Here is a 24,709-nt window from a genome sequence, read left to right as displayed (position 1 = left end):
TCGTGGCAACGGTCAAGGCCGTGCTGTGGGGCTTTCTGGGCGTGCGCCGCCGAACCGATTTCCAGGAAGACGTCGCCCGCCTCAATCCGCTGCACCTGATGGCGGTCGGGGTGGTGATGGCCTTCCTGTTCGTGGCGGGTCTGATCCTGCTGGTGAACTGGATCGCCGGCTGAGACCCCCGCCCCCGCATTCATAACAAACCGATCCGCAAGACTTACAGGAGTGAGCATGTCAGCAGCAACCCACGGTTCGACGCCGTACTACTTTGTCCCCGGACCCTCGCGGCATCCGGTGATGTCGTCCATCGGCCTCTTCTTCGTGATCCTGGGTGCCGGCCAGTGGGTCAACGGCGTCCAGTGGGGTGCCTATTCGCTGGCCTTCGGTCTGGCCTTCTGGCTGATCGTGCTGTTCCAGTGGTTCCGTGATTCGGTGCACGAGAGCGAAGCCGGCCTCTACGGCCGCAAGATCGACCTCTCGTACCGCTGGAGCATGAGCTGGTTCATCTTCTCGGAAGTGATGTTCTTCGGCGCCTTCTTCACCGCGCTGTGGTGGGCCCGCACCCACTCGGTGCCGGCACTGGGCGGCATCGAGAACTCCCTGATCTGGCCCGACTTCTCGGCCGTGTGGCCGAGCGTGCAGGCGGGTGCCACCGCCTCGCCGGCCGGCATCGTGGAGCCGTTCCAGACCATGGGCCCGTTCTGGCTGCCCACCATCAACACCGCACTGCTGCTGACCTCCGGCGTCACCCTGACCATCGCCCATCATGCCCTGCAGGTCGGCAACCGGGGCAAGACCATCGCCTTCATGTGGATGACGGTGCTGCTGGGTGTGATCTTCCTGATCGTGCAGGGCTACGAGTACTACCACGCCTACACCGACCTGAACCTCAAGCTGAACTCCGGCATCTTCGGTTCGACCTTCTTCATGCTCACCGGCTTCCACGGCTTCCACGTGTTCGTCGGCATGCTGATGCTGCTGTTCATCACCCTGCGTCTGCAGAAGGGCCACTTCACCAAGGAGCGCCACTTCGGTTTCGAAGGCGCCGCCTGGTACTGGCACTTCGTGGACGTGGTGTGGCTGGGCCTGTACATCCTGGTCTACTGGATGTGATGCGGCAGGGGCGCGCTGCGCGCCCCGTCCAGCCCCGCGTGTTCCCCACAAAAAAAGCGCCGCGAGGCGCTTTTTTTCTGTTCAGGTCCGCGTTGCTCAACGGCCCATGGGAACCCCGGTGGGCTGAATCCATCCCATCCGCCAGCTCACCAGCACCACGATGAACAGCACGATCGAGAACCCGACACGGAATGCCAGCGCCCGCGCCATGTGGTTGGTGGGCGGCGGGGCCGCTTGCGGGTCCTCGTCGGGGCCGGCCACACGGCCGCCGCGCATCATGAAGTACAGCGCTGCCGCCAGCGAACCGATGATGGCCACGAAAGCCACGATGACCAGATATTTCATGGGACCGATTATCGATCTGCCCCAGCCGCCCACCACCGGGGTCGGACATGGCTGAGACCCTGGGCCGCCGTCGCCTGCGCTTCTGGATCGTCACCGTGGCCACTTTGCTGGCCGTGTTGGCCACCGCCTCGCTGGGGCGCTGGCAACTGAACCGGGCCGAGCAGAAGATTGCTCTGCAGGCCCGCATGGCCGAGCGCGCTTCCCTGCCATCGTGGGACAACGCCGCGCTGCTGGCGGGGGTTGGCGGACAGGAGGCGAGGGCGGTGACCGAGGCCCATCACCGCAACGTGGTACTGACCGGTCGTTGGGTGCCCCAGGCCCAGGTCTTTCTGGACAACCGCCAGATGGGGGGGCGCACGGGCTTCTTCCATGTCATGCCGCTGCGCATCGAGGGCAGCGAGCGGGTGATCCTGGTGCAGCGGGGCTGGGTGCTGCGCGACTTTCAGGATCGCACCCGGGTGCCCGATGTGCCCACCCCCGACGGCACGGTCCGCATCGAGGGCCGGCTGGCCCCGCCGCCGGCCCAGCTTTACCAGCTGGGCGAGGCGGCGCCCGGGGTGATCCGGCAAAATATCGACCTTCCCGGGTTCGCCCTGGAGACCGGCCTGAACCTGCTGCCGCTGTCGGTGCAGCAGACCAACGCCTCCGACGACGGCCTGCTGCGCGACTGGCCGGCGCCGGCGGTCGATGTCTCGCGTCACCACGGATACGCCTTCCAGTGGTTTTCGCTCAGCACGCTGCTTGTCCTGCTCTACCTCTGGTTCCAGATCCTTCTTCCCCGCCGAAAGCGCAACTCCCATGGCCCAGACGCCCGATGAACCCCTGACCATGACCGTGCACAGCCTGCCCACGCCGGACCAGGCCAGCACCGTCTCGGCGGCCGCCACCCGACGCGGCCGCTGGAAGATGATCGCGCTGCTGCTGGTGTGCGCGTCGCCGGTGATCGCGTCGTATCTCACCTACTACGTCATCCGGCCGGAAGGACGTCGCAACTACGGCGAACTCATCCAGCCGCAGCGGGCCTTGCCGTCGTGGCAGGGCATCGACGTGCAGGGCCGACCCGTGGCCCTGAGCTCGCTCAAGGACCAGTGGCTGCTGATCAGCGTGGCCGACACCGCCTGCAACGAGGCCTGCCAGAAGCACCTGTACCTGCAGCGCCAGCTGCGCGAGACCCTGGGCCGCGAGAAGGATCGCCTGGACTGGGTCTGGCTGCGCACCGGTGACGCCCCGCTCGAGCCCGCGCTCGCCCAGGCCACCGCCGCGGCCACCGTGCTGCAGGTGCCGGCCGACGAGCTGGCCCGGTGGCTGGAGCCGGCGCCGGGTCAACGCCTCGAGGACCACCTGTACGTGGTCGACCCCATCGGCAACTGGATGATGCGCTTCCCGGCCGACATCGACCCCAAGCGCGCCAAGCGGGACCTGGACCGCCTGCTGCGGGCCTCGTCGTTCTGGGATCGGCCGGGACGGGGAGGATCCTGACATGGAAACCCAGCCGCTGTACGACCTGGCCCCCATCGCCCGCCTGATGCTGCTGGGCGTGCTGCTCGCCATCGGCCCGCTGGCCTGGGTGTGGCTGCGCAACCGCCGTGCCGAACCGGCCACACGGCTGCGCACGCTCACGCTGGTCACGCTGTTCATCACCTTCGATCTGGTGCTGTTCGGCGCCTTCACCCGCCTGACCGACTCCGGTCTGGGCTGCCCCGACTGGCCGGGTTGTTATGGCGCGGCCAGTCCCATCGGGGCGCATGCCGACATCTCGGCGGCCCAGCAGGCCATGCCCACTGGTCCGGTGACCTTCTCCAAGGCCTGGATCGAGATGATCCACCGCTACCTGGCCACCACGGTGGGCGTGCTGATCATCGTGCTGGCGGTGGGCAGCTGGATGCAGCGGCGCCGGCTGGCGGTGCACTGGGTGTGGCCGGCCTTCACCCTGTTCTGGGTCTGCCTGCAAGGGGCCTTCGGCGCCCTGACCGTGACCATGAAACTGTTCCCGGCCATCGTGACCCTGCACCTGCTGGGCGGGCTGGTGCTGCTGGCACTGCTGCGGGCGCAGTCGGTGGCCTATGCGCTGGCCGATCCTGCTTCGCGCGGTCCCGTGGAACTGCCCTCTCGACTGCGCCTGGGCATGATGGCCGCCTTCGCGCTGCTGTGGCTGCAGATCGCCCTGGGCGGCTGGGTCAGCACCAACTACGCCGTTCTGGCCTGCAACGAGTTCCCGACCTGCCAGGGCAGCTGGTGGCCACCCATGGACTTCCGCGAAGGCTTCACGCTGTGGCGCGAGCTGGGCACCGAGCGCGACGGCGACACCATCACCTTCGCGGCACTCACCGCCATCCACTATGTGCACCGCCTGAGCGCCTGGGTGGTGTTCGCCGCCCTGCTGGCCGTGGCCTGGAAGCTGTGGCGCGTGCCCGGCCTGCAGGGCTTTGCCCGGGGCGTGGTGGCGCTGTGTGCCCTGCAGTTCCTCACCGGTCTGACCAACGTGGTGCTGGACTGGCCGCTGCTGGCCGCCGTCAGCCACACCGGCGGCGCTGCGGCGCTGGTGGTGCTGTTCACCGGCGCGCTGGCCCAGAGCCGTTCGCTGCCCGAGGCCGTCAACGCCCCCCTGCACCTGTCCCGATCTGTCCGATGAGTTCTGCCTCTTCCCCTTCCGCTGCCGTGGCGCTGCCATCCACCTGGCGGCAGTTCTACGCCCTGACCAAGCCGCGCGTGGTGCAGCTCATCGTGTTCTGTGCCCTCATCGGCATGGTGCTGGCCGTTCCCGGCGTGCCCACCTGGGCCCAGGTGCAGCTGGCCGCCGTGGCCTGCCTGGGCATCTGGCTGGTGGCCGGGGCCGCGGCGGCCTTCAACTGCGTGGTGGAGCAGCACATCGACGCCCGCATGAAGCGCACCGCGTGGCGCCCCACCGCCAAGGGCGAGCTCACCAATGTGCAGACCCTGAGCTTCTCGGCCGTGCTGTGCGGCGCCGGTTCGGCCCTGCTGTACTGGGCGGTCAATCCGCTGACCATGTGGCTGACCTTCGCCACCTTCGTGGGTTACGCCGTCATCTACACCGTGGTGCTCAAGCCGCTGACGCCGCAGAACATCGTGATCGGCGGCGCCTCGGGTGCCATGCCGCCGGTGCTGGGCTGGACCGCCATGACCAACGTGGTGGCGCCCGAGTCGCTGATCCTGTTCCTCATCATCTTCCTGTGGACGCCGCCGCACTTCTGGGCCCTGGCGCTTTACCGGGTGGAGGACTACCGCCGCTCCGGCCTGCCCATGCTGCCGGTCACCCACGGCTCCGACTTCACCCGGCTGCAGATCCTGCTCTACACCTTCGTGCTGTTCGCGGCCTGCCTCATGCCCTTCATGATGCGCATGAGCGGCTGGTTCTATCTGGTGGCCGCCGTGCTGCTCAATGCCGGCTTCTGCGCCTACGCCTGGAAGCTATGGCGCGACTATTCCGATGCGCTGGCCCGCAAGACCTTCCGCTTCTCGTTGATCCACCTGTCGCTGCTGTTTGCCGCGCTGCTGATCGACCACTACCTGCCCCGAGGATTCTGATGAAAGACTTGGCACCTCAAGCCCATCCCCGACGCCGCAGCCTGCTGGCCGCCGCGCTGGCCACCGCCCTGCTGGCGGCCTGTTCGGAAGGCAAGGACAGCGCGCCCGCCTTTGCCGGCATCGACATCACCGGTGCCGACTACGCCACCGGTTTCGACCTGGCCGACCAGTTCGGCCAGCGGCGCACCCTGGCCGACTTCAAGGGCAAGGTGGTGCTGGTGTTCTTCGGCTTCACCCAGTGCCCGGATGTGTGCCCGACCACGCTGACCGAGATCGCCCAGGTCAAGCAGGCCCTGGGTGCCGATGGCGACCGCGTGCAGGGCATCTTCATCAGCGTCGATCCCGAGCGCGACACGCCCGAGATCATGAAGGAGTACATGGCCAGCTTCGATCCGAGCTTTCTGGCCCTGCAGGCGCCGCTGGACCGGCTGCCCGAGGTGGCCAAGAGCTTCAAGATCTACTACAAGAAGGTCGAGGGCAAGACGCCCACCAGCTACACCATGGACCACTCCGCCGGCACCTACGTGTACGACCCGCAGGGCCGCATCCGCCTCTACCACCGCTACGGCAGCGGTGTGCAGGGGCTGATCGCCGACGTGAAGCAGCTGCTGGTGTCTGCCTGATCGGGCCTGATCAGGCCTTGTCGGCCGCGCTCGTGAACGAGTCGGCGTAGAAGAGTTCCTCGGCCAGGCCAGCCGCCACATAGTCGCGCCGGGCCGATTCCACCACGATGGGCGCGCCGCAGGCGTAGACCTCGAAGCCGGACAGGTCCGGCTGGTCTTCCAGCACCGCGCGGTGGACGAAACCGGTGCGGCCGGTCCAGCCGTCCTCGGGCAGGGCGTCCGACACCACCGGCACATAGCGCAGGTTCGGCAGGGCGGCCAGCTGGGCCTCGATCCAGGCCTGCTGGTACAGGTCGGCCGGACGGCGACCGCCCCAGTAGAGCGTGGCCGGCCGCTGGATGCCCTTGAACCGCATGTGTTCGATGATGGCCTTGATGGGCGCGAAGCCGGTGCCCGAGGCCAGCAGCACCATGGGCCGTTCGCTTTCCTCGCGCAGGAAGAAGCTGCCGAAGGGGCCCTCGATGCGCAGGATCTCCTTCTCCTTCATGTTCGTGAACACATGGTCGGTGAACTTGCCGCCGGGCATGTGGCGCAGGTGCAGCTCCAGCACCGGGGCTTCGGCCTGGGTGTGGGGCGCATTGGCCATGGAATAGCTGCGGCGGTCGCCGTCGCGCAGGATGAACTCCACGTACTGGCCGGCACGGTACTGGAAGGTGTCGCTGGCCGGCAGCTGCAGCTTCATGACGATCACGTCGTGCGATGCCCGCTCCAGGCTGCTCACGCGCGCCGGCATCTTCTTGATCGGGAACGCCCCCACCTCGGTCACCTGGCGCGACTCGATCACCACATCGCCCTGCGGCACGCCGCAGCAGGTCAGGATGAAGCCGGCGGCCTCCTCGTCGGCCGACAGCGCCTTGCTCTGGTGCGGGCCGTGCACCACCGTGCCCTCGATCAGCCGGCACTTGCAGGACCCGCAGGCGCCGTCCTTGCAGCCATAGGGCAGCCCGATGCCCTGGCGGATGCCGGCGGCCAGCAGCGTCTCCTGGTCCATGGCGTTGAACTGGCGCCCGCTGGGCTGCACGGTGACGGTGAATGTCATACTGACGGTCCTCGAAAAAACAACCGCGCATTGTCGCAAATCCCGAATCCGCATGAGTCTGTACGGCGCATTGCCCGCCCGCTTCCGGCGCGAACGCATCCTCATCATCGGCTGTGGCGACGTGGGCCAGCGGGTGGCCCGCGACCTGCAGGGTCGGCCGGTCCGGTTGATGGCCCTGACCTCCAGCCCCGGGCGCGTGCCCGCGCTGCGCCGCCTGGGCATCACGCCGCTGGTGGGCAACCTCGACGAGCGCCGCAGCGTGGCACGGCTGGCGGGTCTGGCGACCCGGGTGCTGCACCTGGCGCCGCCGCCGGGCGAGGCGAACGACTGGCGACGTGATCCCCGCAGCCGCGAGCTGGTGCGGGCCCTGATGCAACGCAGCGCGCCGGCTGCGCTGGTCTATGGCTCCACCACCGGCGTCTATGGCGACCGGCAAGGCCGCTGGACCGACGAGTCCACCCCCTGCGCACCGCTCACGCCACGCGCCTGGCGCCGGGTCGACGCCGAAGCCTCGGTGCACGGCTTCGGCCGCATGACCGGTGCCCGCACCACCGTGCTGCGCATCCCCGGCATCTACGCGCCGGACCGCCCGGGCGGCACGCCCCGCGAGCGCCTGTTGCGCGGCACCCCGGTGCTGCAGCGCGCTGATGACGTCTTTACCAACCACATCCACGCCGACGATCTGGCCCGGGCCTGCCGGCTGGCCCTGTGGCGCGGGCGGCCGCAGCGCAACATCAATGTGGTGGACGATTCCGATCTGATGATGGGCGACTACTACGACCTGGCGGCCGACCTGTACGGCCTGCCGCGCCCACCCCGTGTGCCCCGGGACACGGCCCGCGAACAGCTGCCGCTGATGCTGCTGAGCTTCATGAGCGAGTCGCGCCGGCTGCGCAACGACCGCCTGCGCACCGAACTGCGGCTGCGCCTGCGCTACCCCACGGTGCGCGAGGGGCTCGCCTCCGCCTGATTCAGATGTGGTCGGTGAGCTTGTGCACCACCCGCCCGATCAGCAAAGCGCGTTCGTCGAAGGTCTTGCGCGGAAAGCGGGCCTGGTCGGGGTTGTCGGCGTACATCCACCACAGGCCGCCGTCCCGCACCAGCCGGCGGAACACCAGTTCGCCCTCGTAATTGACGGCATAGACGCTGCCGTCCTGCGGATCCGTGTGCACCAGGCTGATGATGATGGTGTCGCCCTCGATCAGGCTGGGTTCCATGCCGGCCAGGGCCACGCGCATGGCGAGCAGGCGCCGGGCATCGAGCTGGCGGGCTTCCAGCCAGACCTTGGACAGCGCGATCGGCGAGGTGTCGGCATCGTCGGTGTCGATGGACACCTGCGGTGAACCTCCGTGCAGACGCAGCCTGACCCGGCTGATGGCCTGCACGTTGGAGCCCGGCGTGCCGACCAGATAGGCCACCGGCAGTTCCCGTGTCTTCCAGGGATTGCCCATGCCCAGCGAGAGCCACTTGTGTTCGACGCCCAGCGCCTCGGCGATCTGGGGCAGGCTGCCCCGCGCCTGCCGTGCACCCGACTCGATGTTGCCTATGGTTCCCTGGCTGAGGCCGGCCGCAACGGCCAGCTGGCTCTGCGTCCAGCCTCGTTGCTCGCGGGCGTATTTGACACGTTGGGCTAAGGTTTTCACAGGCAGGATGATGACAATGCGCCCGTGTTCCAGAGGGTCACGGCCGTGATTGGCTGGTCATCCGTTAGTGAGAAGGGGGCGGGGAGCGTTCCAGGCGACGACGGGGCTGTGTCGGGCTGGTGCCGGAGACCGGAATCGAACCGGTACGGTGTCGCCACCGGCAGATTTTGAGTCTGCTGCGTCTACCAATTTCGCCACTCCGGCAGAAGGGGCAACCGGAAATTATGGCACAGTGACGCCATGCAATACCCCACCATCGAAGACGCCGTCGGCCGCACGCCGCTGGTTGCGCTGCAGCGCATGGGAGCCCGGGACAATGCCGCCCGGGGCAACGTCATCCTGGGCAAGCTCGAGGGCAACAACCCGGCCGGATCGGTGAAGGACCGGCCGGCGCTGTCCATGATCCGGCGGGCCGAAGAGCGGGGCGACATCCGTCCCGGCGACACCCTGATCGAGGCCACCTCGGGCAACACCGGCATCGCGCTGGCCATGGCGGCGGCCATCAAGGGTTACCGCATGGTGCTGATCATGCCGGAGGACCTGTCCATCGAGCGCGCCCAGACCATGAAGGCGTTCGGTGCCGAACTCATCCTCACGCCCAAGAGCGGCGGCATGGAGTCGGCCCGCGACCTGGCCGAGCGCATGCAGGCCGAGGGCAAGGGCCGGGTGCTCGACCAGTTCGCCAATGCCGACAACCCGCGTGTGCACTACGAGACCACCGGCCCCGAGATCTGGGAGCAGACCGGGGGCCGCGTCACCCACTTCGTGAGTGCCATGGGCACCACCGGCACCATCACGGGTGTCTCGCGGTTCCTGAAGGAAAAGAACCCGGCCATCCGCATCGTCGGTGCGCAGCCCAGCGAAGGTTCCCGCATTCCGGGCATCCGCAAATGGCCGCAGGAGTACCTGCCCAAGATCTACGACCCCAGCACGGTGGACGAGCTGGTCTACGTGACCCAGGCCGATGCCGAGGAGACCGCCCGGCGCATGGCGCGGGAAGAGGGCATCTTTGCCGGCATCTCGGCGGCGGGGGCCTGCTGGGTGGCGCAGCAGATCGCTGCCCGCGAGGAGAACGCCACCATCGTCTTCATCGTCTGCGACCGGGGCGACCGCTACCTGTCCACCGGCGTGTTCCCGGCCTGATGGCGATGACCGCCGGCGCCGCCACATACCGGTTCTGTCCGATGTGCGCCGGCCCGCTGGGGCTGCTCGCCCGGCAGGAGGACGGCGGCCTGGTGCAGCGGCTGCGCTGCGCCGCCTGCGGCTTCACCCACTGGAACAACCCCACGCCGGTGCTGGCGGCGATCGTCGAACTCGACGGCCAGGTGCTGCTGGCGCGCAATGCCGCATGGCCGGGGCGCTTTTTCGGGCTGATCACCGGCTTCATGGAGGCTGGCGAGAGCCCGGAAGACGGCATCCGCCGCGAGATTGCCGAGGAAACCTCGCTGCAGGTCAGCCGGCTCAGCCTGGTCGGGGTGCACGATTTCCAGCGCATGAACCAGGTGATCGTCACGTACCACGCGGTGGCCCATGGCACGGTGAAGCTCTCGCCCGAACTCTCCGAGCACCGCCTGCTGCCGCCCGAGAAGGTGCGCTGCTGGCGCGCCGGCACCGGGCTGGCCCTGGCAGCGTGGCTGAAGTCACGCGGGATCGAACCGGTTTTCCTGGATGAGGCGCCGCGGGCCGAGCCAACGTAAAATTTGCATACTTCCTACCTGTATCCGAACCCCCACCCGATCCTGGCCATGACCGCTGACAAAGAACTCGACGCCCGGGGCCTGAACTGCCCGCTGCCCATCCTCAAGGCCAAGAAGGCCCTGGCCGACATGCTCAGCGGCCAGACCCTCAAGGTGGTGGCCACCGACTCGGGTTCGGTGCGCGACTTCCAGGCCTTTGCCAAGCAGACCGGCAACCTGCTGGTGCTGCAGGAAACCGTCAACGGCGAACACATCAGCGTGCTCAAACGCCGCTGATCGCGGCCTGTCTTTCCGGCGCCATGGAAGTCCTGCTGGTCGATCCTCTGGTGCCCGAGGCCCTGGAGTGGTTGCGTCAGCGGCACGCGGTCACCTACATCCCCGAGCTGGCCGACGATCCGGCCGGCCTCATCAAGGCCATGGCGCAGGCGCGCGCCGTGGTGCTTCCCACCCATGTGGTGGTGACCCGCCACATGCTGGATGCTGCGCCCCGCCTGGAGGTGGTGGGCCGTCTGCAGATGTCGAGCGGCAACATCGATCTGGACGACTGCGCCCGACGCAACATCCGGGTGCTGCAGGCGCGCAGCGCCACGGTGCGCTCGAACGCCGAATACATCCTCTACGGCCTGCTGATGCTGTACCGGCGCGGCATGGTCAGCGCGTTGCTGGGTCGGCGTCTGTCGGAGGTGCGGCTGGGCCGCGAGATCGGTGGCAGCACCATCGGCCTGCTGGGTCTGTCGCCGGTGGCCCATGCGCTGGCCCCCATGCTGGGCTGCCTGGGCGTCAAGCTCGTCGGTTACGACCCGGCGGTGCACCATGCGGCCGATGTATGGGACCGCCTGGGCGTGGAGGCGGTGCCGGTGCAGGACCTGCTGGAGCGCTCGGATGCCATCACCCTGCAGATGATCCACGCGCCCCGCTTCAACGGCTGGATCAATGAGCGGCTGCTCAACCACTGCAAGCCGGGGCAGCTGTGGGTGGGCATCAGCCGGGGCTCGCTGTTCGACGCCGAAGCCCTGGCGCTGGCGCTGACCGATGGCCGCATCGACGCCATGATGCTCGACGGCGCGGGCCCGCAGTTCGCGGCGCCGGGCAGCGTGCTGCACGGCATCGCGCACCTGCACCTCACGCCCCGGCTGGGCTCGCACACCCGCGAAGCCAAGATGCGGGCGAGCTGGTACCTGGTGCACCGCATCCACGAAACCCTGGCGCCGGAAGCGGCCCGCCGCGAACCCACGGTGAGCAGCGAGTTCATGCCGCTGGACCGTGAGCGTTACCCCGGTGGCAGCGACCCGCAGAACCTGTCGCCCTCGCAATGGGGTGCGCTGGACATGCAGCTGCCCTGATCGCCCAGGGCCGCGTGCGGCCTGTCAGCCCAGGCGGGCCAGCTGCTCGCGGACCTTGGCCAGGGTGGCGGTGAAGTCGGCCAGGCGCTGACGCTCCTGATCGATGACCGCCGCCGGCGCGCGCGCCACGAAAGACTCGTTGCCCAGCTTGCCCTGGGCCTTGGTGATCTCGCCTTCCAGCCGCGTGGCTTCCTTGCCCAGGCGCAGCTTCTCGGCCGCCACGTCGATTTCCATGAACAGGCACAGGCGGGTGCTGCCCACCACCGCCACCGGCGCGGCCTGCGCGGCAGCGGCCCAGGCGGCCTCGTCGTCGAACACCTTCACCTCGGACAGCTTGGCCAGGGCCTGCAGCACCGGTGCGGCCTCGCGCATGAAGTCGGCATCGCCCACGGCGTACAGCGGCAGGCGCTGGGCCGGCGACACGCCCATCTCGCCGCGCAGGTTGCGGCAGGCATCCACCAGCGACTTCAGGCGGGCGACGTGCGCGATCGCGGCTTCGTCGATCTTGGACGGCTGGGCCTCGGGGTAACGCGCCACGCTCACCGACACGCCCGCCGGGTCGGCATCGGCCGGCAGCACGCCGGCCACCGGGGCCACCTTCTGCCAGAGCTCCTCGGTGATGAAGGGGATGACCGGGTGGGCCAGTCGCAGGATGGCTTCGAGCGTGCGGATCAGGGTGCGGCGGGTGGCGCGCTGCCGGGCCAGGTCACCGGTCTGGATCTGGACCTTGGCGATCTCCAGGTACCAGTCGCAGAACTCGTTCCACACGAAGTCGTAGATGGCGTTGGCCACATGGTCCAGGCGGTATTCGGCAAAGCCCCTGGCCACTTCGGCCTCGGTCTTCTGCAGCAGCGAGGCGATCCAGCGGTCGGCCTGGCTGAAGTGCATGTAACCGTGCGCCGGGCCACCGGGCTGGCACTGCTCCTTGGTGTGCTCCATCAGGCCGCAGTCGTGGCCTTCGCAGTTCATGAGCACGAAGCGGGTGGCGTTCCAGAGCTTGTTGCAGAAGTTGCGGTAACCCTCGCAGCGCTTGCTGTCGAAATTGATGCTGCGGCCCAGCGAGGCCAGCGCGGCGAAGGTGAAGCGCAGGGCGTCGGCGCCGTAGGCCGGGATGCCCTCGGGGAATTCCTTTTCGGTGTCCTTGCGCACGCGCGGGGCGGTCTCGGGCTTGCGCAGGCCGGTGGTGCGCTTGTCGAGCAGCGGGGCCAGGGCGATGCCGTCGATGAGGTCGACCGGGTCGAGCACATTGCCTTCGCTCTTGCTCATCTTGCGGCCCTGGGCGTCGCGCACCAGGCCGTGGATGTAGACGTGGCGGAAGGGCACGCGGCCGGTGAAGTGGGTGGTCATCATGATCATCCGGGCGACCCAGAAGAAGATGATGTCGTAGCCGGTGACCAGCACCGTGCTGGGCAGGTACAGGTCGTAGTCGGTGGTGCTGGCTGGCCCGAAGCGGCGGACGGCATCGTCGCCGGACGGGCTCATGTTCGCTGCGCTCACCAAATCGCCCTTTCCGGCGCCCATGCCGCCCGCCGCTTCGGGCCAGCCCATGGTGCTGAACGGGACCAGGGCGCTGGAGTACCAGGTGTCGAGCACGTCAGGGTCGCGCGTGAGCGTCTTGCCCGGGGCCTGGGCCTGGGCTTCGGCTTCGTTGCGGGCGACGATGACCTGACCATCTTCGGTGTACCAGGCCGGGATCTGGTGGCCCCACCAGAGCTGGCGGCTGATGCACCAGTCCTGGATGTTGTTCATCCACTGGTTGTAGGTGTTGACCCAGTTCTCGGGCACGAACTTCACCTCGCCGGACTGCACCGCGTCGATGGCTTTCTGCGCGATGCTCTTGCCGGTGGGGTCCTGCTCGCTGACCTTCGTCATGGCCACGAACCACTGATCGGTGAGCATGGGCTCGACCACCTGGCCGGTGCGGGCGCAGCGCGGCACCATGAGCTTGTGCTTCTTGGTCTCCACCAGCAGGCCGGCGGCTTCCAGGTCGGCCACCACGGCCTTGCGGGCTTTGAAGCGGTCCATGCCCCGGTACTTCTCGGGGGCGTGGTCGTTGATGCTGGCGTCCAGCGCCAGCACGCCGATGACGGGCAGCCGGTGGCGCAGGCCCACGGCGTAGTCGTTGTGGTCGTGCGCCGGGGTGACCTTGACCACGCCGGTGCCGAAGGCGCGGTCGACATAGTCGTCGGCAATCACCGGGATGGTGCGGTTGCACAGCGGCAGCACCACCTGCTGGCCGATCAGGTGGGTGTAGCGCTCGTCCTCGGGGTGGACCATGACAGCCACATCGCCCAGCAGGGTCTCGGGCCGGGTGGTGGCCACGGTGAGGGCGCCCGAGCCGTCGGCCAGCGGGTAGCTGATGTGCCACAGGAAGCCGTCTTCTTCCTCGCTCTCCACCTCGAGGTCGCTCACCGCGGTCTTGAGCACCGGATCCCAGTTCACCAGCCGCTTGCCGCGGTAGATCAGCCCCTGCTGGTACAGGCGCACGAAGGTGTCGGTCACCACCGACGAGAGCTTCTCGTCCATGGTGAAGTACTCGCGGCTCCAGTCCACGCTGTCGCCCATGCGGCGCATCTGGGTGGTGATGGTGTTGCCGCTCTTTTCCTTCCACTCCCACACCTTGGCGGTGAAGGCTTCACGGCCGAGGTCGTGGCGGGTGATGCCCTGTTCCTGCAGCTGGCGCTCCACCACGATCTGGGTGGCGATGCCGGCGTGGTCGGTGCCCGGCACCCAGACCGTGTTGGCGCCCAGCATGCGGTGGTAGCGGGTGAGGCTGTCCATGATGGTCTGGTTGAACGCATGACCCATGTGCAGCGTGCCGGTGACGTTGGGCGGCGGCAGCTGGATGGCGAATCCCGGCTGCCCGGCCTTCGGCTCGCCCGTGCCCCGGTGGCCGGCGCGGCCGTAGCCGCGGCGTTCCCATTCAGGGCCCCAGCGGGCCTCCAGCGGGGCGGGCTCGAACGATTTGGCCAGGGATGCCAGGCCGGGCTGGTTCACGGTGTCGGTCATGGGGGCGCCAGAGTGGCGACGGCATCCCGCAGGATGCCGTCGGTGGTGTTCGGGGAAGCGCCCGATTTTACGGTGCCCCCCGGTGTTCGCCGGGGCGGCCGGGGCTCAGCCCGGCAGGCGCGCGGCCTCGATGCAGGCGGTCAGCACGTCGCGCCGGCCGATCTGGTGCGCCAGCACCAGGATCAGCCGGGCGTTGAGCAGGGCCGAGTCTTCGGCACTGAGGCCGGCGTGGGCGTCCAGCAGCTGCTCGTAGAAGGCGTCGGCGTCTTCCCACTGCGGGGTGGCTTGCAGGGCAGGGTGGTTCATGCGGAGACCTGGGTGGCGATGGCAGAAGTGGACAGGGGTTCGCGCAGGCCCAGCGCCCGTTCGAGCGCCTGCACCAGCGAGCCGTCGATGCGGCTGCCGGTGGCGGCCAGGTAGCCATCGGGCCGCACCAGGGCCCAGCCGGGCGGGGGGGCGCCATCCAGCGTGCAGGTGGCGCGCAGGTGGGCTTTGGGGTCGCGCACCTGCTCCACGGCGCCGCCCCGCTCGCGCGGCCCGAGCACCTGCACCGACCGCAGCGGCGCATGGCTGCCGAGCTGGCGCACGCGCTGCAGGGAGGCCGGGGGCTGCGGACCGAACACCAGCAGCAGCAGATCGCTGCCGGCCCAGGCCAGCAGGTCGTGCAGCTCGCCAGGCTGCCCGTCGGCCCACTGCAGCACCACGTTCTGGGTCGAGCGGCCGGCGGCACTGCCGGGGCGGCCCGTCACGCAGCGCGAGCGGGTGTAGGGGTTGGCCACGGCCATGCGGCCGGTGTTGATGAGCGGCCGTGCGAAGGCATGGTCGCGGGCCAGGCCGATGGCGGCGGTGCGGAAGGTGCGCTCGATGCCGTCGGCCGGTCGCAGGAAGCGGGCGGTGCGGCTGGTCACGCGCACGTTTTCCTGGGCGGCCTCCAGGCGTTCGTCGTTGAAGCTCTCCAGCAGGGCCGGGCTGGCGCGGCCCTGCAGCACCAGGGCCAGCTTCCAGGCCAGGTTGTCGGCATCGGCCACGCCGGTGTTGCCGCCGCGCGCACCGAAGGGGCTGACGATCTTGGCCGAGTCGCCCATGAAGAACACCCGGCCGTGCCGCATGGCGTGCACGCATTCGTTGCGGTAGGCATACGGCCCGACCCACACCACCTCCACCTGCGCATCGGGGCCGAACTGGCGCGCCAGGCGTTCGCGCACCACGTCCTCGCGGCTCACGTAGGCCGCGTCGCTGTCGGGGGCCATCTGGTAGTCGATGCGCCACACATCGTCGGCCATCAGGTGCTGCCACACCGCGCGGTCGTCGTTGAAGGGGGCTTCGATCCAGGTGTGCCGTTCCTGCGGCGGGCGGTTGGTAAAGCGCACGTCGGCAATGCACCAGCGGTCGTCACCGCGCTTGCCGGTGAAGGGCACGTCGAGCCAGCGGCGCAGCGGGCTGTGCGAGCCGGTGGCGTCCACCACATGGCTGGCCTGCAGGGTGTAGCTGCCGGCCGGGGTCTCCACCGTCAGCACCGCGTGGTCGGCCTGTTGCTCGAAGGCGGTCAGCCGGTTGCGCCAGCGCAGGTCGACATGGCCCAGCTCCTGGATGCGCTCGACCAGAAAGCCCTCGATGTAGAACTGCTGGATGTTGATGAAGGGCGGCTGCGCGCTCAAGCCGAAGCCGCCCTGCTGGCGCAGGTCGAAGCGGTAGACCTCGTGCTCGCCGGCGAAGGTGCGGCCCACGCTCCACTGCACGCCCTTGGCAGCGATGCGTTCGTAGATGCCGAGGCGATCGAAGATCTCCAGCGACTTCTGGGTGTAGCAGATGCCGCGCGACGACGCGCCCTTCACCCCCACGGTGTTGTCCTCGTCGAGCACCACGGCGGCCACGCCCAGGCGGGCCAGCGAGCAGGCCAGGGTGAGGCCGGTGATGCCGGCGCCGACGATGACGACCGGGTAGCGCCCGGGGGCCTCGCCCCGCAGTTCGGGCGGGGGCACGAAGGGGTATTCGGGCAGGGTGTAGCCACTGCCCTGGGTGAACTCGTAGCCGTTGGTGTGGGCCGGGTCGCGGTAGCTCATGGCGGTGCCTTCAGCCCTGCGCGCGGGCGGCCACTTCGGGACGGTCGTTCTGCTGCGGCTTGAGCGGCGCGGTGGCCTGGCCGGCGGCGCGCTCCCGGCGCCACTGCTCCTTGCGGGCATTCCACTCGGCCAGGCGGGCGTGCGCCGTCCTGCTCTCGGTGAGCATCTGGAACTCGTCGGCCAGTTGCGCGGTGAGTTCGAGCCGGATGCCGTTGGGGTCGAAGAAGTAGATGCTCTTGAAGATGTGGTGGTCGGTCACGCCCAGCACCTCCACGCCGTGCGCCTGCAGCCGGGCCTTGGTGGCTTCCAGCTCCTCGACCGTGTTCACCCGGAAGCTGATGTGGTTGACCCACTTCGGCGTGTTGGGGCTGGGTTCGGCGGCCTGGTCGTCGCCGAGGTCGAAGAAGGCGATGAAGGAGCCGTCCTGCAGGCGGAAGAAGAAGTGGGTGTAGGGGCAGTATTCGCCGGTGCTGGGCACGAAGTCGCTCTGGATGATGTGGTAGAGCGGCAGGCCCAGGATGTCCTCGTAGAACTGGCGCGTTTCCTCGGCGTCGCGGGCCCGGTAGGCGTAGTGGTGCAGCTGCTGGATGGGGGCCGGGGGCGGCAGGCTGGCGGTGGGCATGGAGGTCTCCTGACAGGCGATGCCGGAATTTACCATTGCGTAATGCATTCACCAAATCGAAATTCCGAATGCCATGGTCGGGATGCCGGCCGGCGCCCTTCGCGATAATCCGGGAACACCCGCACACCCCCATTCCTTCCATGCTGTTCCTGATCTCGCCGGCCAAGGCCCTCGACTACGACACCCCGCTCGGCGTCACCACCCACACCCAGCCGCTGTTCGTGAAGGAAGCGCAGGGCCTGATCAGCGTGCTGCGCGAGAAATCGCCGCAGGAAATCGCCAGCCTCATGGACCTGTCCGACCCGCTGGCCGGCCTGAACGTGGCGCGCTACCAGGCCTGGCAGCCGCGCTTTTCGGCCAGCAACTCGCGCCAGGCGGTGCTGGCTTTCGACGGCGACGTGTACGGCGGGCTGGACGCCCGCAACCTCCCCGAGGCCGATCTGGCCTGGCTGCAGGAGCACCTGTGCATCCTCAGCGGCCTCTATGGCGTGCTGCGCCCGCTGGACTGGATGCAGCCCTACCGGCTGGAGATGGGCACCCGGCTCAAGACCGAGCGCGGCAGCAACCTCTACCAGTACTGGGGCGACCGCATTGCCCGCTACCTGAACGAACGCGCGGCGGCCGACCGCACGCCGGTGATCGTCAACCTGGCGAGCGAGGAGTACTTCAAGGCGGTCGACCGCAAGGCCCTGGTGCCGCGCGTGGTCACCTGCGTGTTCGAGGAGCGCAAGGGCGATGGCTACAAGGTCATCAGCTTCATGGCCAAGCGGGCGCGCGGCCTGATGGTGCGCTGGGCCGTGACCCACCGCGCCAGCCAGCCCGAGCAGCTGCAGGGATTCGACCTGGAGGGCTACCGCTTCGTGCCGGCGGCTTCCGAGCCGGACCGCCTGGTGTTCCGCCGCGAGGCCAAGGCCTGAGGATCGTGCCCGTGCTGACGCAACCGGTCACCCCCGAACTGCGCGAATGGCTGGTGGCCCAGCTGCGCGCCGGCTTCGACGAACCCCAGGTGGTGGCGGCCATGCTGGCGTCCGGCTGGGACGAGGCCGTGGCCCGGCAGGCCCTGGCCGGCGTGCTGGCCACCATGCCCCCCGAGCCGGCGGCAGCCACCGCCACCCTGCCGGCCGGCCGCCTGCCCGCCATCGATCTCACCGCCTCGCCGCTGCGGGTGGACGCTGGCGATCGCTGGGTCGACATCGTGGTGAGCCTGAACCACCCGCAGGTGGTGGTGCTGGGCAACCTGCTGTCGGGCCGCGAGTGCGACGCGCTCATCGAATCGGCCCGACCGGCCCTGGCCCGATCGCGCACCGTCGAGACCCGCACCGGCGGCGAAGAGGTCAATGCCGACCGCACCAGCAGCGGCATGTTCTTCCAGCGCGGCCAGACGCCCGAGGTGACGGCCCTGGAAGAACGCATTGCGCGCCTGTGCCAGTGGCCGGTGTCGCACGGCGAGGGCATCCAGGTGCTGCACTACCGGCCCGGTGCCGAGTACAAGCCGCACTACGACTATTTCGACCCCGACGAGCCCGGCACGCCCACCATCCTGCGCCGCGGGGGCCAGCGTCTGGCCACGCTGGTGATGTACCTCAACGAGCCGGCGCGCGGCGGTGCTACCACCTTCCCCGACGTGGGGCTGCAGGTGGCGCCGGTGCGCGGCAATGCGGTGTTTTTCAGCTACGACCGGCCGCACCCGTCCACCCGCACGCTGCACGGCGGCGCTCCGGTGATCGAGGGCGAGAAATGGGTGGCCACCAAGTGGCTGCGCGAACGCGAATTCACATGAACCTCGATCCTTCCCGGCTCACGCCCGAGCAATCCCAGCTGGGCAAGACCAGCACCTACACCGACCGCTACGATGCCTCGCTGCTGTTCCCGCTGCCGCGGGCGCCCAAGCGGCACGAGATCGGCATCACCGGTGCCATCCCCTTCATGGGCTGCGACCTCTGGACCGCCTTCGAGCTGAGCTGGCTCAACCCGCGCGGCAAGCCGCAGGTGGCCATCGCCCATGTCACCGTGCCGTGCGAGAGCACCCACATCGTCGAGAGCAAGTCGTTCAAGCTCTACCTCAACAGCTTCAACAACACCCCGTTCGCGACTGCGGACGAGGTGCGCGACACCATCCGCCGCGACATCAGTGCAGCCCTGTGGCAGGGCGGTCCGGTGCAGGCCTCGGCCGGCGTGCGGCTGGTGCTGCCCGAGCAGTTCGGCCGCGAGCCGGTGCAGGAGCTCGAGGGCGTCAACCTCGATCGGCTTGATGTGGAATGCACCCACGGTCAGCCCGCGCCCGAGCTGCTCAAGGCCGCCCTCGACGAGAAGCCGGTGGAGGAGACCCTGGTCAGCCACCTGCTCAAGAGCAACTGCCTGGTCACCGGCCAGCCCGACTGGGGCAGCGTGCAGATCCGCTACAGCGGTCCGCAGATCGACCAGGAAGGCCTGCTGCGCTACATCGTGAGCTTTCGCAACCACAACGAATTCCACGAGCAGTGCGTGGAGCGCATCTACATGGACGTGCTGCAGCGCTGCAAGCCGGCCCGCCTGAGCGTGTACGCCCGTTACACCCGCCGGGGCGGGCTGGACATCAACCCCTGGCGCAGCAGCCATCCGCAGCAGCCGCCGGCCAATGTGCGCACCGCCCGCCAGTGAGCCGGAGCGGATCGGATAAGTCAATAACAATATATTGACAGATATTTTGTTCGTCGGTAGAGTGACGACGGCCTGGACATCCCGTCCGGCTCCGTTGCTCCACCCTCATGAACACCGTCGCCTTCTCCATTGACGACATGCAGGCCGCCGCCGGCGAGGCCTGCCGCCTGCTCAAGGTGCTGTCCAACCCCGACCGCCTGCTCATCCTGTGCCGTCTCGCCGAAGGCGAGATGAGCGTGGGCCAGCTCGAGGAAAGCCTGGGCATCCGCCAGCCCACGCTGTCGCAGCAGCTCACCGTCCTGCGCGAGGAAGCCCTGGTGGCCACCCGGCGCGAGGGCAAGCACATCCACTACCGCATCGACAGCCCGCAGGCACTGGCCGTGATGCAGGTGCTTCATCAGCAGTTCTGCCCCAAGGAGGCCTGATCCATGACCATAGCCTGGACCCATTTCACCCCCTGGACCTCGCTGGCCGGCGGCCTGCTGCTGGGCCTGGCCGCCGCCCTGTTCATCCTGCTCAATGGCCGGGTGTTGGGTATCAGCGGCATCCTGGGCGGGCTGCTGGCCCCGAAGCGGGGTGATGCCGGCTGGCGCCTGAGCTTCGTGCTCGGGCTGCTGGCCGCTCCGCTGGTGGCCAGCCTGCTGGCGCCCGAAGGTTTTCTGAAAGCGCCGCGCATCGACGCGGGCTATGGCCTGGTGGTGCTGGCCGGCCTGCTGGTGGGGGTGGGCACCCGCTACGGCTCGGGCTGCACCAGCGGCCACGGGGTGTGCGGGCTCTCGCGCCTGTCGCCGCGCTCGCTGGTGGCCACGCTGGCCTTCATGGCCGCGGGCTTCCTCACCGTCTTCCTGATCCGTCACGTGCTCTGAAAGGACGCGCCATGAGCCGCATTGTCGAATTCCTGATCGGCCTGCTCTTCGGTCTGGGCCTGATCCTCTCCGGCATGACCGACCCGGGCAAGGTGCAGGGCTTCCTGGACCTCGCGGGTGCCTGGGACCCGTCGCTGGCCTTCGTCATGGGCGGCGCCATTGCCGTGGGCTTCTTTGCCTACGCGCTGGCCCGCCGCCGCACCACCGCTGTGCTGGGGGGTGCCATGCACCTGCCCAAGGCCACGCAGATCGACCGCCGTCTGGTGCTGGGCAGCCTGACCTTCGGCGTCGGCTGGGGCCTGGCCGGGTTCTGCCCGGGCCCTGGCGTGGTGTCCATGGCCGCCGGCGAGCCCAAGGCGCTGGTGTTCGTGCTGGCCATGCTGGCCGGCATGGTGGTATTCGAGATCGTCGAGCGCCGGGGCCGGCCGCTGGCCCCGGCCTGAGGCCTCAGATCTGGCGCTGGATCAGCGCGCCCTTGAACAGCACCGGTCCGGTCGGGCCGCCCGCCTCCGGCACGCCGCCGCGAGGCTCCAGGCTGATGGCCAGGGTGGGCACGTCCTTCACCGCCGTCGGGTCCGCGGCGAGCTGCAGCAGCCGTTCGCGCGTGAGCACCCCCAGCGATTTCGGCCCGCTGCCCGGCGGCAGGGCCCAGAGCTGCAGCGAGCGGTCTTCGGCTTCCTGGAAGCTGCCCACGCGCTGCAGGTTCAGCTGCCGTCGCACCGGATCGAAGGTGACGAGCACCGCCGCTCCCGCCTGGCTGTCGTTGAGCACCGCCACATAGTCGGCACGCGGCATGGCAGCGAGCTCCTGCTGCAGGCCGGCCAGCTGGCCCTGCAGCTGCGCATTCAGGCTGGCCTGGGTGTTCAGTGCCTCGCTGCGGGCCATGAGTTCGGCGCGGGTCTGGCCCAGCTGGGTGTTGAGCTGGAAGGCCACACCGATGGCCGCCACCGTGGCCAGGCCGCCGGCCAGCGAGAGACCCGGCCACCAGGCCGACAGCGTCCGGCGCCGGCGCGGTTCCGGCGCCTCGCGCCGCTGGCGCACGGTGCGTGCGTCCCGGTCGGCCTGCACCAGGTTGTCGATGCGGGTCCACACATGGGCCGGTGGCTGGACCGCGGGCTGCAGCTCGGTCATGCCGGTCATGCGTTCCTGCCACAGCAGGGCAGCGGCACGCACCGTGGGGTGTTCGCGGGCGGCCTGCTCGAAGCGGCGCCGTGCCCCGCCCTGCAGCGTGCCCAGCGCCCAGGCTGCGGCCAGGCGGTCCAGCAGTTCGGGGTGTCGTGCGATGTTCATGGGCATCTCCTCAATGCCAGCGCGCCATGCACTGGCGCAGCTGGTCCAGACCCCGGCGGATCCAGGTCTTCACGGTACCCAGCGGCAGGCTGAGCTGGGTGGCGAGTTCGGTGTGGCTCAGATCGCGCAGGTAGGCCAGGCTGATCACCTCGCGCTGCTTGTGGTCCAGCCGACCCAGGCACTGGTGCAGGGCCCAGGCCTGCTGGCTGGCCAGGGTGGTGTCCGACGGGTCGGGCGAGTCGCCGGCGAGCGTGTCCGCCATATGGTCGTCGATCTCGTCGGTCTGCGACTGCCGTTGCGCCTGCGCCCGCCGCAGCAGGTCGAGCGATCGGCTGCGCACCAGCATGCCCAGCCAGGCCATCGGCGGGCTCAGGCTGGCCCGGTAATCGGCGGCCGAGCGCCACACCTGCAGGAAGGTGTCCTGCAGGCAGTCTTCGGCCCACTCGGGCTTGCCCACCACCCGCAACGCCAGGCCGTAGAGCTTGGCGGCGGTGGCGTCGTAGAGCTGCCGCAGGGCGGCTTCGTCCTGGGCTGCCACACGGTCGATGAGGGACAGCAGGTGCACGTCGGGGTCGGAGTTCATGCCCGGATTGTGGGGGGTGCGGGCGTCAGGTCCGACCCGGGCTTTCACCGCCTGCGCCGGGGCTGGATCGGGGTGTCGAACTGCACCGGCGTGACGCTGACCACCGTGATCTGCCGGGCCGCTGTGTCGATCAGCTGATCCGGGTGCCACACGCGCACCGTGGCCGCTCCGTCGGGCACGTTTTCCAGCGTGATGCGGCCTTGCGCATCGGTGCGGGCCACCCAGGGCGAGTCGGTCACATAGATGGCGCCCCGCATGGAGCCGTGCAGATGGCAGCCCAGCCGGACCGGGCCGGCTTCGTTGACCACCACCGAGGCTGCCGGCGGTGCCTGGCCCTCCACCCGACCGCCCATGCGCAGCTCGAAACCCTCGCTGCGTTCGCTGCCCTGCAGCGGGTTGCCGGTGGTGCCGCGCACATGGTGCTCGAAGCGGTCCAGGTTGGTGAAGGTGACCCGGGAGCCCGCCGGCACCACGGTGAGGGCCGGCACGAAGGCCAGCCCTTCCTGGCGGATGGTCACCGGGGTCGGGGCCGGCGATGCCGCCCGTGGGCCCGACGGCTCCACGGTCACCACGGCATCGGTCAGCGGCTGTCCGTCACGGGCCAGCACCGTGACCTGGACCGTGCCGGCCCACACCGACGCGGGCAGGCACAGCGCCAGCCACCACAGGCGGTGAAGTGCCTTCATGGCCGGGTGATGGTGTCGCGGTACATGGGGGCCAGCAGCGCCAGCATCTGGTTCTGCCGGGTGAAGGGAATGCCGCGTGCATTCATGGCGTCCTGCAGCACCTCCACCAGCGCATTGAAGTGCGCCTTGGTGATGTCCATGTTGCGGTGGGCGGTCTTCATGTCGGGGCCCTTGTAGGTGCACGGGCCACCCGAGAGCTGGCACAGCTGCAGGGTGAGCGACTGGGCCAGTGCGTCGGCGTTGGTGTCGCGGAACTGGTCGCCGATGCGCGTGTCGGCCTTGAGCCGTTTCACGAAATCGTCCATCAGCGTGCGCAGTCCTTGCTGCTCGCCGAAGGCCTGGTACAGACCGGGGGCGGGAGCGACCGGGTAGGCGCTGGCGTCCGACGGGGCGGGGCGCGTCGCAGCGGTCTGCGCCAGGCAGGTGCCGGCGGCCAGGGCGGAGCAGGTCAGGGCAATCGATGCCATCAGGGTCTTCATGGGGAATCCTTGGGTGGGGTGTTCAGAAGGGCGTTCAGAACGCGAACTGGGCCGAGACGTACACGCCGCGCTGCTTGCGCTGGTTGGTGGTGGCCGGAACGATGGTGCCGAGGTCGACGTAGGCGGCGGTCAGCGAGACGTTCTTGCTGGGTGCCCAGGCGATGAAGATGTCTTTCCAGTCGCCGGCGCGCAGGCCTTCGCCCAGACCGGCGGCCCGGCCGGCGGTCTGCAGCTTGTTGGGCATGCTGCGGTACTCCACACCCACGGCCAGGTTGCGGCGCAGGAGGTAGGCCACCGAGATCTCGGGATGCAGCTCGTAGCCGTTGTCGGCCCCGCCCAGGGTGGCGCCGAAGCCCAGCAGACCGCCCTGGTTGGCCTTGGTGGCGCGCAGCGTACCGTTGACCAGGATGCCCTGGGCCAGGAACAGTTTGGTGGCGCTCACGTACACGTCGGCGCCGCTGCGCTTGGCGCCCAGGGCCTGCAGCGTGCCGTCCAGCCCGGTGGAACCCAGGTGCTTGAACTGCACGCCCACCGCGATCTGGGGCATCAGGCTGTCGCTGTCGAGCACGGCGTCGCCGGCCACGCGCACCTTGGCGCCCAGGATGTCCTGCTTGAGGTGCAGGCCCGGCAGATTCAGTGCGGCACCGGTGATGCCGGTGCGGAAGTCCTGCCGCGCCAGCGACAGTTCGAAGCGCTCGTCGATGGCCACGGCCGCGCCGTAGGCATTCAGGGCGTAGTCGTCGGTGACGGCGCGGCTGGTGTGGATGGACACACCCTTCTCGCCCTGCGTGGCCTGGGTGCCGATCACGGCCCAGGGGGTCAGGCCGCCGCCGGCGGCGCCTTCGACCGTGCTCACGCCACCGGTGAGCACCAGCTTGCCGGCATCGGCCAGGGCGGCACCGGAGGCGAGGGCGGCCGTGAAGGCCAGGGCCACGGCACGGCAGGCGGTGGTTCGGAAGAATGGCGGGGCGATGGGCATGTTGTCTCCGTCAGGCAAGGCGGGATGGCCCCCGCCGGCACCGGGCCACGATGACCCGACACCCCCTTTACGCCGGCGCCGCCCCCGCCGGATTCAGAAAGACCCACCTTGCCGAGGGGTCGTGACAGGCGTCACGCCTGCCGCGG

Annotated in this window: 30 protein-coding genes and 1 tRNA gene; 18 read left to right on the top strand and 13 right to left on the bottom strand. The window is 69.1% G+C overall.

Annotated features, from left to right (window positions below; genetic code table 11):
- The first annotated feature begins 2 nt into the window (after nucleotides 1-2).
- Together CAP38_RS09610 and CAP38_RS09605 are read left to right on the top strand one after the other, a co-directional pair.
- Nucleotides 3-173 carry a DUF2970 domain-containing protein gene (locus tag CAP38_RS09610; protein WP_306297699.1) on the top strand — a complete coding sequence of 57 codons (171 nt, stop codon included), beginning with the start codon at nucleotides 3-5 and terminating at the stop codon, nucleotides 171-173.
- A gap of 55 nt (nucleotides 174-228) precedes the next feature.
- The gene (locus tag CAP38_RS09605) at nucleotides 229-1,110 is read left to right on the top strand and encodes a cytochrome c oxidase subunit 3 (RefSeq protein WP_086121193.1); all 882 of its coding nucleotides are present in this window, start codon (nucleotides 229-231) and stop codon (nucleotides 1,108-1,110) included.
- 96 nt (nucleotides 1,111-1,206) lie between these two features.
- On the opposite strand, the gene CAP38_RS09600 is transcribed toward CAP38_RS09605, so the two are convergent.
- Entirely contained in the window at nucleotides 1,207-1,455 is a 249-nt protein-coding gene (locus CAP38_RS09600) for a twin transmembrane helix small protein (protein WP_086121192.1), read from the bottom strand.
- Between the two features lie 47 nt (nucleotides 1,456-1,502).
- On the opposite strand from CAP38_RS09600, the gene CAP38_RS09595 reads away from it, so the two are divergent.
- Genes CAP38_RS09595 through CAP38_RS09575 form a run of 5 tightly spaced genes read left to right on the top strand, consistent with a single transcriptional unit; the run spans nucleotide 1,503 to nucleotide 5,624 of the window.
- A complete protein-coding gene (locus CAP38_RS09595) occupies nucleotides 1,503-2,273 on the top strand; it encodes an SURF1 family protein (RefSeq protein WP_086121191.1) in 771 nt (256 codons plus the stop codon).
- Nucleotides 2,254-2,934: a hypothetical protein gene (locus tag CAP38_RS09590; RefSeq protein ID WP_086121190.1), complete on the top strand. Its 681-nt coding sequence runs from the start codon at nucleotides 2,254-2,256 to the stop codon at nucleotides 2,932-2,934. Before CAP38_RS09595 ends, CAP38_RS09590 begins: the two co-directional genes overlap by 20 nt.
- A gap of 1 nt (nucleotide 2,935) precedes the next feature.
- Nucleotides 2,936-4,087 (top strand): heme A synthase, encoded by a 1,152-nt coding sequence (locus CAP38_RS09585; protein ID WP_086121189.1) that lies wholly within the window; start codon nucleotides 2,936-2,938, stop codon nucleotides 4,085-4,087.
- Complete coding sequence (gene cyoE, locus CAP38_RS09580; protein ID WP_086121188.1) at nucleotides 4,084-5,001, top strand: heme o synthase; 918 nt, start codon at nucleotides 4,084-4,086, stop codon at nucleotides 4,999-5,001. Before CAP38_RS09585 ends, cyoE begins: the two co-directional genes overlap by 4 nt.
- Nucleotides 5,001-5,624: an SCO family protein gene (locus CAP38_RS09575; RefSeq protein ID WP_086121187.1), complete on the top strand. Its 624-nt coding sequence runs from the start codon at nucleotides 5,001-5,003 to the stop codon at nucleotides 5,622-5,624. The genes cyoE and CAP38_RS09575 overlap by 1 nt, the downstream gene beginning before the upstream one ends.
- 10 nt (nucleotides 5,625-5,634) lie before the next feature.
- Here CAP38_RS09575 and CAP38_RS09570 read toward each other — a convergent pair whose 3' ends face one another.
- Nucleotides 5,635-6,663: a CDP-6-deoxy-delta-3,4-glucoseen reductase gene (locus CAP38_RS09570; protein WP_086121186.1), complete on the bottom strand. Its 1,029-nt coding sequence runs from the start codon at nucleotides 6,661-6,663 to the stop codon at nucleotides 5,635-5,637.
- A gap of 52 nt (nucleotides 6,664-6,715) precedes the next feature.
- Here CAP38_RS09570 and CAP38_RS09565 point away from each other — a divergent pair, with 52 nt between their 5' ends.
- Nucleotides 6,716-7,633, top strand: coding sequence for an SDR family oxidoreductase (locus tag CAP38_RS09565; protein ID WP_086121185.1), 918 nt, complete (start codon nucleotides 6,716-6,718; stop codon nucleotides 7,631-7,633).
- A 1-nt stretch (nucleotide 7,634) separates the two neighbouring features.
- Here CAP38_RS09565 and CAP38_RS09560 read toward each other — a convergent pair whose 3' ends face one another.
- The gene (locus CAP38_RS09560) at nucleotides 7,635-8,306 is read right to left on the bottom strand and encodes a helix-turn-helix domain-containing protein (protein WP_086121184.1); all 672 of its coding nucleotides are present in this window, start codon (nucleotides 8,304-8,306) and stop codon (nucleotides 7,635-7,637) included.
- 117 nt (nucleotides 8,307-8,423) lie between these two features.
- Nucleotides 8,424-8,510 (bottom strand) — tRNA-Leu (locus tag CAP38_RS09555).
- Nucleotides 8,511-8,546: 36 nt separating this feature from the next.
- Between CAP38_RS09555 and cysM the strand changes: the two genes are divergently transcribed.
- The 4 genes from cysM to CAP38_RS09535 are packed head-to-tail and all read left to right on the top strand — an operon-like array spanning nucleotide 8,547 to nucleotide 11,346.
- The gene (gene cysM / locus CAP38_RS09550; RefSeq protein ID WP_086121183.1) at nucleotides 8,547-9,449 is read left to right on the top strand and encodes a cysteine synthase CysM; all 903 of its coding nucleotides are present in this window, start codon (nucleotides 8,547-8,549) and stop codon (nucleotides 9,447-9,449) included.
- Nucleotides 9,449-10,003, top strand: a complete 555-nt coding sequence (locus CAP38_RS09545; RefSeq protein WP_373271408.1) for an NUDIX domain-containing protein — start codon at nucleotides 9,449-9,451, stop codon at nucleotides 10,001-10,003. Before cysM ends, CAP38_RS09545 begins: the two co-directional genes overlap by 1 nt.
- Before the next feature lie 48 nt (nucleotides 10,004-10,051).
- Complete coding sequence (locus CAP38_RS09540; protein ID WP_086121181.1) at nucleotides 10,052-10,279, top strand: sulfurtransferase TusA family protein; 228 nt, start codon at nucleotides 10,052-10,054, stop codon at nucleotides 10,277-10,279.
- A gap of 23 nt (nucleotides 10,280-10,302) precedes the next feature.
- Nucleotides 10,303-11,346 (top strand): D-isomer specific 2-hydroxyacid dehydrogenase family protein, encoded by a 1,044-nt coding sequence (locus CAP38_RS09535; RefSeq protein ID WP_086121180.1) that lies wholly within the window; start codon nucleotides 10,303-10,305, stop codon nucleotides 11,344-11,346.
- Between the two features lie 24 nt (nucleotides 11,347-11,370).
- Here the strand turns inward: CAP38_RS09535 and CAP38_RS09530 are convergent, their stop codons facing one another.
- The 4 genes from CAP38_RS09530 to CAP38_RS09515 all read right to left on the bottom strand — a co-directional run bounded on the left by CAP38_RS09530 (nucleotide 11,371) and on the right by CAP38_RS09515 (nucleotide 17,040).
- On the bottom strand, nucleotides 11,371-14,355 hold the full coding sequence (locus CAP38_RS09530) for a valine--tRNA ligase (RefSeq protein WP_086121179.1): 2,985 nt from the start codon (nucleotides 14,353-14,355) through the stop codon (nucleotides 11,371-11,373).
- A gap of 105 nt (nucleotides 14,356-14,460) precedes the next feature.
- Nucleotides 14,461-14,661 carry a DUF2783 domain-containing protein gene (locus CAP38_RS09525; protein WP_086121178.1) on the bottom strand — a complete coding sequence of 67 codons (201 nt, stop codon included), beginning with the start codon at nucleotides 14,659-14,661 and terminating at the stop codon, nucleotides 14,461-14,463.
- The gene (locus CAP38_RS09520; RefSeq protein ID WP_086121177.1) at nucleotides 14,658-16,418 is read right to left on the bottom strand and encodes an FAD-dependent oxidoreductase; all 1,761 of its coding nucleotides are present in this window, start codon (nucleotides 16,416-16,418) and stop codon (nucleotides 14,658-14,660) included. The genes CAP38_RS09525 and CAP38_RS09520 overlap by 4 nt, the downstream gene beginning before the upstream one ends.
- 10 nt (nucleotides 16,419-16,428) lie before the next feature.
- A complete protein-coding gene (locus CAP38_RS09515) occupies nucleotides 16,429-17,040 on the bottom strand; it encodes a VOC family protein (protein ID WP_086121176.1) in 612 nt (203 codons plus the stop codon).
- 140 nt (nucleotides 17,041-17,180) lie between these two features.
- Between CAP38_RS09515 and yaaA the strand changes: the two genes are divergently transcribed.
- The 6 genes from yaaA to CAP38_RS09485 all read left to right on the top strand — a co-directional run bounded on the left by yaaA (nucleotide 17,181) and on the right by CAP38_RS09485 (nucleotide 20,989).
- A complete protein-coding gene (yaaA, locus tag CAP38_RS09510) occupies nucleotides 17,181-17,957 on the top strand; it encodes a peroxide stress protein YaaA (protein WP_086121175.1) in 777 nt (258 codons plus the stop codon).
- A gap of 14 nt (nucleotides 17,958-17,971) precedes the next feature.
- Complete coding sequence (locus CAP38_RS09505; RefSeq protein WP_256924420.1) at nucleotides 17,972-18,820, top strand: 2OG-Fe(II) oxygenase; 849 nt, start codon at nucleotides 17,972-17,974, stop codon at nucleotides 18,818-18,820.
- A complete protein-coding gene (gene queF / locus CAP38_RS09500) occupies nucleotides 18,817-19,680 on the top strand; it encodes an NADPH-dependent 7-cyano-7-deazaguanine reductase QueF (RefSeq protein ID WP_086121174.1) in 864 nt (287 codons plus the stop codon). Before CAP38_RS09505 ends, queF begins: the two co-directional genes overlap by 4 nt.
- A gap of 107 nt (nucleotides 19,681-19,787) precedes the next feature.
- The gene (locus CAP38_RS09495) at nucleotides 19,788-20,105 is read left to right on the top strand and encodes a helix-turn-helix transcriptional regulator (RefSeq protein WP_143435807.1); all 318 of its coding nucleotides are present in this window, start codon (nucleotides 19,788-19,790) and stop codon (nucleotides 20,103-20,105) included.
- A 3-nt stretch (nucleotides 20,106-20,108) separates the two neighbouring features.
- Nucleotides 20,109-20,546: a YeeE/YedE family protein gene (locus CAP38_RS09490; protein ID WP_086121173.1), complete on the top strand. Its 438-nt coding sequence runs from the start codon at nucleotides 20,109-20,111 to the stop codon at nucleotides 20,544-20,546.
- An 11-nt stretch (nucleotides 20,547-20,557) separates the two neighbouring features.
- Entirely contained in the window at nucleotides 20,558-20,989 is a 432-nt protein-coding gene (locus CAP38_RS09485; RefSeq protein WP_086121172.1) for a YeeE/YedE family protein, read from the top strand.
- Between the two features lie 4 nt (nucleotides 20,990-20,993).
- Here CAP38_RS09485 and CAP38_RS09480 read toward each other — a convergent pair whose 3' ends face one another.
- From CAP38_RS09480 to CAP38_RS09460, 5 genes are read right to left on the bottom strand one after another with little or no spacing between them, the layout of a single operon-like run.
- On the bottom strand, nucleotides 20,994-21,836 hold the full coding sequence (locus tag CAP38_RS09480) for an anti-sigma factor domain-containing protein (protein ID WP_086121398.1): 843 nt from the start codon (nucleotides 21,834-21,836) through the stop codon (nucleotides 20,994-20,996).
- 10 nt (nucleotides 21,837-21,846) lie between these two features.
- Entirely contained in the window at nucleotides 21,847-22,419 is a 573-nt protein-coding gene (locus CAP38_RS09475) for an RNA polymerase sigma factor (protein ID WP_086121171.1), read from the bottom strand.
- Between the two features lie 44 nt (nucleotides 22,420-22,463).
- Complete coding sequence (locus CAP38_RS09470) at nucleotides 22,464-23,105, bottom strand: hypothetical protein (protein ID WP_086121170.1); 642 nt, start codon at nucleotides 23,103-23,105, stop codon at nucleotides 22,464-22,466.
- Nucleotides 23,102-23,584 (bottom strand): group 1 truncated hemoglobin, encoded by a 483-nt coding sequence (locus CAP38_RS09465; protein WP_086121169.1) that lies wholly within the window; start codon nucleotides 23,582-23,584, stop codon nucleotides 23,102-23,104. Before CAP38_RS09465 ends, CAP38_RS09470 begins: the two co-directional genes overlap by 4 nt.
- A 34-nt stretch (nucleotides 23,585-23,618) precedes the next feature.
- Complete coding sequence (locus CAP38_RS09460) at nucleotides 23,619-24,563, bottom strand: DUF3034 family protein (RefSeq protein ID WP_086121168.1); 945 nt, start codon at nucleotides 24,561-24,563, stop codon at nucleotides 23,619-23,621.
- Between the last annotated feature and the right edge of the window lie 146 nt (nucleotides 24,564-24,709).

This window comes from Hydrogenophaga sp. IBVHS2 (assembly GCF_002127215.1).
In the GTDB taxonomy this organism is placed as follows: Bacteria; Pseudomonadota; Gammaproteobacteria; order Burkholderiales; family Burkholderiaceae_C; genus Hydrogenophaga.
This window is presented reverse-complemented; position numbering and strand designations above follow the sequence as displayed.